Here is a 12,566-nt window from a genome sequence, read left to right as displayed (position 1 = left end):
AGCCAAAACGTTAAGATAGTGGCGGAATTAATAAAGGTTCTAATTTCCCTTCACTGTCTAACTGATAGAGGTCATCACAGCCGCCGATATGCTGATTATTGATAAAAATTTGGGGAACCGTGCGCCGACCGTTAGCCCGTTGTGCCATAGCTTCTCTAGCATTGTTATCCCCATCTATTTGATAATCAATATAGTCAACCCCTTTCCACCACAGCAGCAGTTTAGCGCGGATACAGTAAGGACAGGTTTGCCAACTGTACACCTCAACCTGAGCCTTAAATTTTTCGGGATTTCTGCCGAGAATATGATTCAGCAAATCTAGCATTTTATTAACTCCTATATTTACCCAAAAACTAGATTAATTATAATTAATATAGTTCATATTTTTAACTTCTGCACGCAGTCGAGACATCAATTTTTGCTCCTTATATATTGATGTATAATAGTGGAGCATAAAAACTATATTTATACCAAAAAATAAAGAAGTTAAAATTGTTCTAATAGCCGCCGCCAAACTCAACTCAGAAACCACCGTAAATAGAGCAAATACAATAGAACAGAGACCAAAACCAGCAGCAAATGCACTGATGGTTAACAATCGAACTTTGAGCATCATAAGTTCAAAGAATGAGAAGTTAATTTATGCTTACCAATGGTCACAACCCCAAACAACATAAGTAGGTGCTGGATTCGGATTCACAGAGATTATTGCTGATTTAGTCCCCAAAGTCAAAGAATTTAGCGGCACTGAGATCTAGGGAAGATTTAGGGAGCAGGGAACAGCCAAAAGCAGGGGGCTACACCCCACGCCCTAAAAAACCCTACACCCTATTACTTCCCGGTTTCCTTTCCCAAAGTTGAAGTCTCCGAGACAGCAACTTATTTGTTAAGTTCTCTACGCAACTCTTCAAGTTCGCTGTCAATCTCGGAATTATAAGCCGAACTATCACTAGGCGCAGAAGGTGACAATTGAGGCTGGTTAGCAGGAGCCCCAGCCAGTTGAGCCTTCATAGCCGCCAACTCATCATCAACATCACTTCCCGCTTCCAGAGCGCGGAATTCTTCTTCCAAACCACCACCAGTCAACTCAGCCGCAGCAGTAGACCTGGCTTCCATTTGCAGAACTTTTTCCTCCATGCGTTCAAAAGCCGAGGTAGCACTACTGGTATTAAGACCACCAAGAACATTATTGAGTTGTTCATTAGCCTTAGCCGCCTGAGCTCTAGCCTTGAGCATATTTTTCTTAGTCTTGGCTTCGGAAATTTTACTTTCTAAGCTAACCAAGTTCCGCTTGAGAGTGTCTACTTGTTCAGTTTGCTGCTTGAGACTCATTTCCAGGGTATTAGCGGTTTCGATGTAGCCCTTTTTGCGCTGAAGAGCCTCCCGCGCTAGGTTTTCATCACCCTTTTGTAAAGCTAGTTGTGCGCGAGACTGCCACTGGTTAGCTTGGGACTGGGCTTGATTATACTGCTGTTGGGAACGTTTTTGCTGGGCGATGGTCTGAGCGACGGCTTGGCGCAACTGGATCAGATCCTCTTGCATTTCAATAATAGCTTGTTCAAGGATCTTTTCCGGGTCTTCTGCCTTATTCACCAAGTCGTTCAAGTTGGCCCTTACCACTCGGCCGATACGGTCAAATAATCCCATGACGCTGTTTTTCCTTAAATGGTGTATAATTGACTGAGGATGATCAGTCTAGTTAAAGTCAGCTAGTTTGAGGGTATAGGCTCAAACCTTCCCTCACTAGAACCGATAGCTATAGTTTAACTTGTTAATCGAGACTGTTTTAGGATCGCTGTTCGATCAAATCAAATAAACCCTCATCGAGATCGTAACCTAACATTTGAGCCATAGATTGAAGCCGAGAGCGACTTGGTAATCCCATATCCTGGAGCCAACGGGTGATCACAAAAATTTTCTGCATCAGGAAAATCTCCAGAGCCTCCGGGTTGTATTGTATGCCTTCCGATGCGTGAAACTGATGGGGAACTAGCATAGCCACATAACGAGGCAACTCTCCAGATCGCCAGTCTAAAGCATAGGGCAGCCAGGGATATTGACTATCAACACAAATAAACCACAGTCGAACTTCTGGAACCTCAGACAACTCGCGGGGATCTTGGTCATCTAGGGGATAGTCAATCTCAAAGCTGATTTCTGGTTCCGCTATCATGGGTTTTGATTCCTGAATCAGTTGCTTAACAACGTTGTCAACAGGTGAGAGATCCAGATGATTGATGCAGTGGGAGTCTAATGTGATTCTTATGGTCATTAAGTTTAACTTGGGCCGAGCTACAATTAGCGGGTTAGCTTAATTTTATCATTGCTTGACCCGCCCTACTGGGTTTAGATAATATCTTAGGGTTTCGCTGGCGGTGAGGATTGACTTAGTAACAATGATGCTCAAAGGGAATTGATCTGTTAACACCAAATTGCCCTAGAATGGTGTTTTTAAGTGACCTTGGGCAGAACCAGGGGACAACTCAAGGAACTCACCCACCAATCTGGTTAGGCTGAACCTAAAGCACCAAAGGAAGATGAAGTCATGGCAACTCCCCAATTTGAACACTCTAGCCAACCTGCATTAGAAGCAAGTGCATCCAGTGATGTGGTTATCTCTAGTGATGCGGGAATCATTCCAGAAACCAGTCAACCTATAGTTTACCCGAAAAAGCGAGGCAGAAGGCCTGGTGTCCCCAAGGGTTTTTGGGGATGGCAACTGCTGTGGTTAGTGGTCCTATTAGGGTTCGGAACGACGGCAACGGGTGCATTACTATGGCTACTGACTACGCCACCACCTCCTAATTGTGAGGAAATCTCAGCAATTTCGGCAGCAGGCGATCGCCTATATTGTGCAGACAAAAGTACACAATCGGGTAAATTAGAGGATATTCAAGCAGCATTTGCCCTAGTTAACGGTTGGCCAGAAGACCACCCCCTGCAAAACCAGGGAAGACAGATGATGCGAGAATGGTCTCAGAGGCTGATATTCTTCGCTAATCAAAGACTAGAAGCGGGAGACTTGCAGGGAGCCTTAGATTTGGTGGCTGTGGTTCCGATTGATAGCCCCGCCTATGAGGAAGTACAGCGAGCGATGGCAGCTTGGCAGAATCATTGGGATGAGGGCTTAAATTTAGCCCGACAAGCGGAAAATGCGATGAAATCCCAGGACTGGAATCAGGCTTTCCGCTATATTCAAGCTGTGGGTAAGCTCAATAATGTACACTGGAACACGAAGCGCTTTAATGAACTACTCGATCGCCTCAGCTTAGAAAGGCAAGGGGAACAGCGCCTGAAAGAAGCTGCTAATATTGCCAAGCGATCGACTCCTGAGAGTTTAGTGGAAGCTATAGCACTGGCTAACAAAGTGGATGAGCAACTGTTTATAGTCTCCTTAGCCAAAAAAGAAATTACCTCCTGGAGTCAGGAACTCATAAAGTTGTCAGTATCGGCTACTGAGAAACAAAATTTTGCTCAGGGCATTAAAATCGCTCAAATGGTTCCGTCATATTCTCCGGTCTACAGGGAAGCCCAGGATGTGATTCTACTAACTGAGCTGCAACAGGTGATTTCTAACCAATCCCTAGGACAACCTCTGCTACAAATCGCCACGTTAGTTGAGGGTCAAGCCGCCCTAGAAAGAATACCAAGCGATCGCCCTCTGTATCAAGAAACTAAAGCCATGCTCGATGATACATCGGGCAAAATTCAGGATTTAGTAGGCATACAATTAGCCAGCACCATAGCTAAAGTCAACCATCCCTGGGCTTTACAATTGGCTATAGATCAAGCCCAGATGATTGCCCCAGAACGTCCCCGTCGCATTCAGGCTCAAACCTTAGTAGCACATTGGCGCAATGAGGTACAACGGGTACAAGATAGACCCTATATCCTCATAGCTAGAGAAAATGCCAAAACCGAAACCCTTGATGGTTTTAGGAGGGCGGTAGCCTATGCTGAAAATGTGGCACTGGGGCGACCCTTACGCATTGAAGCCCAAACCCTAATTGCTGAGTGGACAAAACGGATTCAGATTATTGAAGATCAACCCATTTTTAGTGAAGCATTAGCCCTAGCTCAAGATAATAAATTGAGTGAGGCGGTGAAAAAGGCTTCAGAAATTAGCCGAGGTCGCGCGTTATATAACGACGCTCAGGATAAAATTGCGGGATGGGTGACAACCATCCAAACAGCCGAAGATCAGCCAATTTTGGATAGCGCCTACTCATTAGCAAGTCGGGGTAGTCTGACAGCAGCTATTAACGAAGCCTCTAAGATTGGTTCGGGTCGGGCTTTATATGCTGAGGCTCGAAATGCGATCGCCCGATGGTCAGCAGAACGCAACGCTATTTGGGCAAGTCAGCGAGCAGCAGAGGAATCTTACCGCGCTCCGGCTCGTGAATCTTACAATAACTGGAGTTCAAACGAGCCAAGTTACTCTGATAACTGGAGTTCAAACGAGCCAAGTTACTCTGATAACTGGAGTTCAAACGAGCCAAGTTATTCTGATAGTTGGGGTTCTCAGTCGTCAGGTTATTCTGATTATGTAGCACCAGCGCGCGCCTATGAGCCAGCACCAGCGCGCGCCTATGAGCCAGCACCAGCACCAGCGCCCGCCTATGAACCAGCGCCAGCGCCTGCCTATGAGCCAGCTTTACCTGCTAGTTCTGGAGATTACAGCGCTCCCGATTCTAATTTTTTCTTGGAGTAACACCAACTACTTTCTGAGAAGGTTTCCCTGGTGATTTGGGGCTGTAGTTTGAGGCTCAAAAAAATGGTTCATTTTCTGGTTTTGCTTGGGTACTGATGCCATCAGGTCAGGTAGAAGTCCCTGAGAAAAACCACAAAAATACTTTGATTATTTTGCTCGGATTTGATATGAGCCAATCGATTATTCAACTGCTGCTGATTGATGATGATCCTATATTTAGAATGGGAGTCAAATCAATTTGTGAGCCATTTTCTGACCTGGAAGTTATTGCAGAAGCCGTCACCCTAAGAGAGGCTTTAGCAGTGCTAGATAATTGGGTAAAGCCACCAGTAGCACCGACTTCGGGAGTGATTCAGGAGACTGTGAAAGTAGCGATTTTGGAGTTGAGGATTAAAGATTTAAGTCCCCATCAAAATCAGGGGATGTTGAATCAGCAACGGTCAGCGATCGCATTTTGTCAGCAAATCCAAGCCTCTTATCAAAATATCCCCCTGTTGCTATTTACCTCGGAGTCAGATCCTAACTTACTAATCTCTCTGCGGGATTTAGGAGTGCCGGGTTATTGTCCCAAAGGAGTGGGATTAGAAGAACTTTTGATCGCCCTTCGACAAGTAGCAGCAGGAGAACGCTATTGGGTCAGTCCCATTTCTGGGGCGGCGCTATCTTCCCAGGGAAACCCGCAGCGCGTCCTTACCAGTTGGCAAAGATTTCGCTATGGTTTAGTTAAACCGGGGCTAAAATCCATTGAACAAGCCCTACAAGAATTAACCAAAGAACTCCAGGATAGTGAATCTATACCTAGCGGTGATAGGGTTATGATGCTCAACTTACTGATTACTAGGGGTCGCTATCGGGAGTTACGCGCCGCCAGGTGGCTGGTGAGTCAGTTAATGCCACCATTACCACCCCCAGTTAATAATCCTCCCTCACCGCCACCCCCTCCTAATCAACCATCATCCCCAGGAACTAACCAACCCCCCAAGTCTGGTCAATTAGTTACCACAAACGATTCTAGTTTAGTATTAGCTACTGAGACTTCTACGGTGGATGTGCAGTCGCTATTATTTGATGTGACTGTGGCTAAACTGCAATCAGGTTTGGTTAATTATACTGGTATCCCCTTAGAAATAGATATCCTTAAACTGACGAAAAAACAAGAGCTGATTTATACAATCTTGCGGAAATGTGAGGATTTAATCAATGAATTACGGCTGTCGGAGATACAGCCAGAACAGCTAGATGGTAAAACTGAGAGCCTGATTAGAGATTTGTGGACTGAAGCGATCGCCGATTTTTTGGGGAAGTATTATTCCCTCAAAGTCAGAGATGCCCAAGTGGAAGTAGTGCCAGTATTATTGAGGGATGCTCCGACAGTGGAAAAGGAAATTCTTAATCATATTCCCATGATTAGGGATTTACTGGCTCATTTGTTATTGGGAGAATCCCTAACCATTGATAATCAAGTTTATGCCCTAGGTAGTTGGGAAGCTACACGACGGGCGGAAGCCCTGTTGCAACATTGGGTGATTCAAGTGGCTAATGGGGTAATGCAGCCATTACTCAATCATTTTGCAGATCTTGAGGAAGTTAAACAAACATTCTATGATCGGCGGCTGCTGTCAACTAGGGAAATTGAAAAATTTAGGAATAACTTATCCTGGCGATATCGCTTGAGTCGCTATATGAGTGAACCCCAGGCGATTTTTGAAAGTAGCTACACATTATTTATTTTAGGCGATCGCGGGATTCAAAAGCTGACCATCTATGCCTCCCGTCGCCAAGAATTAGAACAACTTTCCGGCATTCAGTTGGCGGTGACATTGGTCTTAGAAGGTCGCGATGCGATCGCCCCTAGGGTGAGAACAGCTATATCCTTTATTGGTAGCACAGCAGTTTATTTATTAACTCAGGTACTAGGTCGCGGTATAGGCTTGATTGGCCGCGGTATTATTCAAGGTATTGGTTCTTCCATTCAAGATAGTCAGTTTAGGAAAAAATAGTCCTCATAGTCCCGGATTCTTTGGTAGAATAGGTCTAAGGCGGTATTTATTTCCGCGCTTTAACCCGTGTGGGTATTATTCAAGGGGTCGACCTACAGAATTTTGAGATGACACAACTGCCAACTACCCTATCTGAAGCGATCGAACAAGCCAAACAAGCAGCAACTGCTGCTCTCGAAGATGGCTACAAATTGATTCAAGTTGAACTGGTATTCCCAGAAATTGAACTTCAAGCTCAGTCGATCGCCTCCCAGTTTATCCCCGCCCTCGAAAAACCCGACACCCTGCTTAAAGTCTTTTTTCCCGATGCAGGGGCGGCAGCTTTGGCACGTCGAGATTGGGGAGAAACTCCTTTCCGAGTCACCGATATAGGAACCAGTCGTTCCCCCGTAGAAACTCGCCTACAACCCGATGATGGGCAGTTTTTGGTGGTGTCTCCATCTCCTGTAGAAGTTAACCAAGTGGAAAATCTGCATAAATTGGCAGGCGATCGCTCAGTGGTTCTTCTTAATCCCCGTTTAGAAGATGTTGCTATCATAGGCATAGGATACACGGCTCGCCAACTGCGCGAACGCTTCCTAAATACCATTGAGTCTTGCTACTATCTCAAGCCTCTCGATGGTGCGGCTTTGTTTCGCTGCTATCCAGGGACTTGGGAAGTTTGGCTAGAAATTGATGGGGAATACCAAAAAATTACTGAACAATCCACTAAACCTGTGGGTGATCAGCTAGAACAAATCTTGGCTCGTGCCACCCAGGGTGATGACCCGTCATCTGTTACACCCAACCTACCACCTGCTAAGAAAAAAGGTTTTCTGTCCGAACTGCAAAGTTTTATCAATGCTTTGAGTCGATAAGCCACCTTTCACTCAGGGCAATTCATTGAGACATAAAGAAAAATGTCTAAGCGGCGCATTGTTATTGGTGATATACACGGCCACTATAAAGGCATGATGGCCCTTCTTGACAAGGTGGCTCCCAATAGTGATGATGAGGTCTACTTTCTTGGAGATCTCATTGATCGCGGCCCGAAAAGCGCTCAGGTGGTTGAATTTGTCAAAAATAGCCCCTATAAGTGCTTAATGGGCAACCATGAACAACTCATGTTGGAAGCCCTCCCGGAAGTAGGCAGAAATCAACAGGCTTGGCAGGCTTGGCTTTATAGTGGTGGCCAAACTACCGTGGCCTCTTATCAAGAGGCGGAAATTATCCCTCGCGACCATCTGCACTGGATGCGATCGCTACCCCTATTTCTCGACCTCGGAGATACTTGGCTGGTTCATGCCGGAGTTAACCCCAGGCGACCAATTGAACAGCAAACTGCTTCTGATTTTTGCTGGATTCGTAAAGAGTTCCATTCTATCCCAAAACCCTATTTTGACAAAAAACAGATTATTATCGGTCACACGATCACTTTTACTTTTGATGGGGTAGAACCAGGAAATCTTGTCCAAGGACAAGGTTGGTTGGGTATAGATACAGGGGTTTATCATGCTAAGAGTGGGTGGCTAACAGCCCTGGAACTTGATACTAATACCGTGTATCAGGTTAATGCACTCCATTATAAGTTTCGTGTCTTACCCCTAGAAGAAATTGTCACTACCCTCAAACGACCCTCTATTTTTGATAAGTTGCGTTATGTAAGGCCTCAAGCACATTAATTTACTCCCCTCCCTTATTAAGGGCGGCGGTTGTGACTTTTGTTAACCAAGTCTCGATTCCCCGTTTCGTGGGTTTTCCTGATTCGGTAAATGCCCAAATATCCCGCTTATGTTGGGGACCATAACTAATATGAATCGGGCGATCGCATCCATAAAAATATAAAGAGTCGAAAGGTAGATGGTGATCTATAATCCAATCAACCAGTTGGTTACTTTCGAGATTTCTGATCATAAAATCACAGGAAGCCCCTAATCGAGAACAGTAATATTTGCCTTTCTGATTAAGTTCATGGGCTAGGTGTTGGTCTAGGTTAGGGGCAACCCTACCGTTTTTGATTCCGCTGATCGGGTCTTTTTTGTCTAGGTATCTTTTCAAATCCCTAGAACAAAATCCATAGGTTAACTCAAAGCGATCGCGCCCAAATTCATCAATAATAGGGTCGATAATTGCTTTATTTAAGTCCTTAATCGCCTCAATACTTTCTGGCTGTTGTGGGTAAGGATTAATGCGATCGCTATATTTAGCATAGGTTTTCGTACAAGTACAAAACTCTTCTAAAAACAGATATTTCCCCAGTTTAATATTATCCATAAATCATTACCCTAAGCCTATCCTCCCTTGCCCAGAGGGCAGGTGTATTCACCTGAACGCCCCCAGGGGAGAAACTAGCGGAAACCCGCCCCCACAATTATTAATTATTAACCATTAATTGAAGAGGAGGGGGGATTTATTAATCTTCTGTTTACCAGATGTAATTAACAGCCCAACCCGCACCCTCCCCTACATGATCTTCCCCATTATCCATTTTTTAAGGCGCAAGCTACCGCCTCACAGGCTTGATTAACTTCTGCCTCCGTCACAATTAAAGGCGGTACAAATCGCACAACTTTCGGACCTGCTGGCACCAATAAAACCCCTTGTGCGATCGCCGCATTTACCAGATCAATAGAAGTCAATTCCACATCTGGTTTTAATTCCATCCCATTAATTAAACCCCAACCGCGAACCTCAGCAATTAAATCAGGATACTGAGAAGCGATCGCCTGTAGACTGTTTCTGAGCTGTTCTCCCCGCTGTTGTACATTGTTAAGGATATTTTCCCTTTCCAGAGTTTGACACACTGCCAAAGCCACACCACAGGCGAAAGGATTACCCCCAAACGTACTCGCATGGTTTCCCGGTTCAAACACATCACAGAAAGACTTACACATCAGCGCACCGATAGGAATACCCCCACCGAGTCCCTTAGCCGAAGTAAAAATATCCGGTTCTATACCCAGATTTTCATATCCCCACCAGCGACCAGTGCGACCCATTCCCACTTGTACCTCATCGAGAATCAGCAAAATTCCCTTTTCATCGCAAATCTGGCGAATTTTTTGGAAGTAAGCCACATCTCCCGGACGCACTCCCCCTTCACCCTGTAGGGCTTCTAAAAGGATAGCCGCCACCCGGCGACCGTTTTGGTCAACTTCTGCGATCGCATTTTCCAAAGCCGGAAGGTCATTATAGGGTGTATAGACAAAACCCGGAACCAGGGGACTAAATCCCTTTTGATATTTAGGTTGTCCAGTCGCCGTAATTGTAGCCAGAGTGCGACCATGAAAACTAGCGTGGGCGGTAATGATCACCGGATCTTCAATATTAAGGCGATCGTGGGCATATTTACGCGCCAGTTTAATCGCCCCCTCATTAGCTTCTGCGCCAGAGTTACAGAAAAAAACCCGGTCTGCTGCGGAATGCTCAGTTAACCAAGCCGCTAACTCTCCCTGTTCCGGGATATAGTAGAGATTCGAGACATGATGCAGCTTTTGGATTTGCTCAGTGACCGCTTCTATTAACTTGGGGTGCGCGTGTCCTAGGGTACAAGTAGCAATTCCCGCCACAAAATCCAGATACTCTTTCCCCTCTGTATCCCACACCTTACAGCCGGAACCTTTTTCCAGGGCGATAGGAAACCGCCCATAAGTGTTCATAACATTCGCGTTGAAGCGATCGATACTGAACTGTTCAGCCCCCGTTCCTAGACCGTCATCTCTGATTAAAGTTTCTGGACTCACAAATCGCTCCTTCAGTCTTGATAATGCTGATATTGTTAACCATCATATATCAGCCTTTATGGGGGCGCGTCACCGATTCCCGATATCCACTGAAATCGCAAAGGGTTTACCAACACTATCTTCTGCTGAACCCTAGCAATGGCTAAACTTGAGTTAAACTATCAAAATCAGTAGTAGTGGGTGAGTTTATGCGATCGCGATTCTTTTCAGTTATCTTGGCTTCTGTGATGATCGGTTTCCTCAGTTGGCTGTGGACTCCCCCCGCGTGGGCGATGATTCAGATCGAGTTATTTGATATCGGTTATCAAGATTGTCCGGCTGAGTTATCAGAAGGCCTGGTTTCTAGTGGTTCTATCCAAGAGGCTGACTGTTTTATTGTTACCGGAAAAGCTAACAATACCTCTGGTAAAACCGTTGTTGATGCCGATATCTTCGGGCGGATCTATGATGCTAACGATAATCGGGTCATGCAGAACCGCACCCGTCTCGGTAGTATTGATGTTGTACCTCCAGGTATTAGCGATTTTGAAATCCGCATTTCTATAGCCTCTAACCTGGAAAAGCCCTTTAAATTTAAGCAATTTAAGGCTTCTGGCTTTACCGGTCGTATCGGCCGATAATTATCAGTTATCAAGATATGGCAGTTAATTTGATTCTATCGGCTGGCTGAAACTCGGTCAAGTTATGAGTAAATATACCCCAGGCGATCGCAAATTCGGTGCATGGTTAGATCGCACCATGAAACAAATATTTAAAGCCCCCGACATCATTAAAGCTGTTAACTATCAAACCTGGCAACATAGTTTTATGCGTCAGCGTCTGGGTTTGGGCTTATGGCTGGCTTTGTTTGTCTATTTAACCTTTTCCCTATCCCAAATCAAGAATTGGCTATTCTATCCCCAAGATTTTCGCCCCGGGTGGTTAATTACCCAGGTGTGTGTACAATTGGGCGTACTGGTGGGGTTGGTGTTATTACGAACCGCAATCGGTCGTAAATACCCAGGTTTGATTTTTCTGTTATTATCCTCGATTGTGACACTCAGCCCCCAAATTCGGGCAACATTTTTGGGTATATCTCAACCCGCCATCATTGAATGGCCCCTCATGTTCTTTTCCCAAGCTACCCTGCTTCCCGTCTGCTGGTCTTTACATCTCATCTCTCAATTGGGGGTATTAGCTTATTATTTTGGCACCCAAATTATCCTAGATCTTCCCCTCAAGTTACCCGTGGATTGGATGACTCAGGATTTTCTGATATTATACTTTTTCTGGATCTGTGTCATTTGCAATCTATCGGTTTATTTATATGACCGTCTCGCCTGTTCTGAGTTTAACTCCCGCAAAGCCTTAGTTACTGCCTACGAACAGGTTAAACAAGAACAGGAAAAGTCCGAAAAACTACTACTTAATATTCTGCCATATCCCATCGCCGAACGCCTTAAACAAGACCCTAAGACTATTGCTGATGATTTTACTGATGCGGGGGTGCTTTTTGCTGATATTGTCGGTTTTACCGAGATTTCAACCAGGTTTAGTCCCACGGATTTGGTGCAGTTGCTAAATGGTATTTTTTCCAGATTTGATGGGTTAGCAGAACAACATGGTTTGGAGAAAATTAAGACTATTGGGGATGCTTATATGGTGGTTTCTGGGTTGCCTTTACCTAGGGAAGATTATGCAGAAGCGATCGCTGATATGGCYCTGGATATGCAGCGGACTCTCCGGGAGTTCAACCGACAAAATCAACAAGGTTTTAAAATCCGTATTGGTATTGCTACAGGTCCCGTTATTGCCGGGGTAATTGGCTTGAAAAAGTTTATCTATGACCTGTGGGGAGATACCGTTAATATTGCTTCCCGAATGGAGTCCCATGGTATCGCAGATGAAATTCAGGTGACAGAGGAAACATATATGGCACTTCGCGATCGCTATATATTTGAAAAGCGCGGCACAATTCCCATTAAAGGCAAGGGTGAAATGACCACTTATCTCCTTAAAGGCAAACATGAATAAACACGGCAAAAAATCTGCTTTCTGCCCCATCTTGTCAGGATAATGCACCCAGATTAATTAAACTTTAATACCTAGTTCTTATAGGTAATAAAATCACCCCGAACCCAACCACGAGCCTTC

General features: G+C 45.0%; 12 protein-coding genes. 6 read left to right on the top strand and 6 right to left on the bottom strand.

The window, feature by feature from the left end; translation table 11 throughout:
* Nucleotides 1-10: 10 nt before the first annotated feature.
* From grxC to B9T16_RS07495, 4 genes are all read right to left on the bottom strand, one after another.
* Complete coding sequence (grxC, locus tag B9T16_RS07510) at nt 11-325, bottom strand: glutaredoxin 3 (RefSeq protein WP_006618309.1); 315 nt, start codon at nt 323-325, stop codon at nt 11-13.
* Nucleotides 326-358: 33 nt separating this feature from the next.
* On the bottom strand, nt 359-616 hold the full coding sequence (locus B9T16_RS07505) for a hypothetical protein (RefSeq protein WP_035736293.1): 258 nt from the start codon (nt 614-616) through the stop codon (nt 359-361).
* Nucleotides 617-879: 263 nt separating this feature from the next.
* Nucleotides 880-1,647, bottom strand: coding sequence for a PspA/IM30 family protein (locus B9T16_RS07500; RefSeq protein ID WP_006618307.1), 768 nt, complete (start codon nt 1,645-1,647; stop codon nt 880-882).
* A gap of 139 nt (nt 1,648-1,786) precedes the next feature.
* A complete protein-coding gene (locus B9T16_RS07495; RefSeq protein WP_035736296.1) occupies nt 1,787-2,272 on the bottom strand; it encodes a CRR6 family NdhI maturation factor in 486 nt (161 codons plus the stop codon).
* Between the two features lie 273 nt (nt 2,273-2,545).
* On the opposite strand from B9T16_RS07495, the gene B9T16_RS07490 reads away from it, so the two are divergent.
* The 4 genes from B9T16_RS07490 to B9T16_RS07475 all read left to right on the top strand — a co-directional run bounded on the left by B9T16_RS07490 (nt 2,546) and on the right by B9T16_RS07475 (nt 8,372).
* Complete coding sequence (locus B9T16_RS07490) at nt 2,546-4,711, top strand: hypothetical protein (RefSeq protein ID WP_410244440.1); 2,166 nt, start codon at nt 2,546-2,548, stop codon at nt 4,709-4,711.
* A 95-nt stretch (nt 4,712-4,806) separates the two neighbouring features.
* The gene (locus B9T16_RS07485) at nt 4,807-6,711 is read left to right on the top strand and encodes a DUF3685 domain-containing protein (protein ID WP_410244439.1); all 1,905 of its coding nucleotides are present in this window, start codon (nt 4,807-4,809) and stop codon (nt 6,709-6,711) included.
* 107 nt (nt 6,712-6,818) lie between these two features.
* Entirely contained in the window at nt 6,819-7,568 is a 750-nt protein-coding gene (locus B9T16_RS07480) for a DUF1995 family protein (protein ID WP_035736303.1), read from the top strand.
* A gap of 42 nt (nt 7,569-7,610) precedes the next feature.
* Nucleotides 7,611-8,372 (top strand): metallophosphoesterase family protein, encoded by a 762-nt coding sequence (locus B9T16_RS07475; protein ID WP_006618302.1) that lies wholly within the window; start codon nt 7,611-7,613, stop codon nt 8,370-8,372.
* Between the two features lies 1 nt (nt 8,373).
* Here B9T16_RS07475 and B9T16_RS07470 read toward each other — a convergent pair whose 3' ends face one another.
* Both B9T16_RS07470 and B9T16_RS07465 read right to left on the bottom strand, forming a co-directional pair.
* Nucleotides 8,374-8,964 (bottom strand): hypothetical protein, encoded by a 591-nt coding sequence (locus B9T16_RS07470; protein ID WP_006618301.1) that lies wholly within the window; start codon nt 8,962-8,964, stop codon nt 8,374-8,376.
* Between the two features lie 206 nt (nt 8,965-9,170).
* Nucleotides 9,171-10,433, bottom strand: a complete 1,263-nt coding sequence (locus B9T16_RS07465; RefSeq protein WP_006618300.1) for an aspartate aminotransferase family protein — start codon at nt 10,431-10,433, stop codon at nt 9,171-9,173.
* 188 nt (nt 10,434-10,621) lie between these two features.
* Here B9T16_RS07465 and B9T16_RS07460 point away from each other — a divergent pair, with 188 nt between their 5' ends.
* Nucleotides 10,622-11,053, top strand: coding sequence for a hypothetical protein (locus B9T16_RS07460; protein ID WP_006618299.1), 432 nt, complete (start codon nt 10,622-10,624; stop codon nt 11,051-11,053).
* 64 nt (nt 11,054-11,117) lie between these two features.
* Complete coding sequence (locus B9T16_RS07455; protein ID WP_006618298.1) at nt 11,118-12,446, top strand: adenylate/guanylate cyclase domain-containing protein; 1,329 nt, start codon at nt 11,118-11,120, stop codon at nt 12,444-12,446.
* The last annotated feature ends 120 nt before the right edge of the window (nt 12,447-12,566 follow it).

Origin of the sequence: Arthrospira sp. PCC 8006 (assembly GCF_046480465.1) — a bacterium.
Taxonomy (GTDB): Bacteria; Cyanobacteriota; Cyanobacteriia; order Cyanobacteriales; family Microcoleaceae; genus Limnospira; species Limnospira platensis.
The sequence above is the reverse complement of the archived record's forward strand: the minus strand, read 5'-3'. Positions and strand labels throughout refer to the sequence as shown.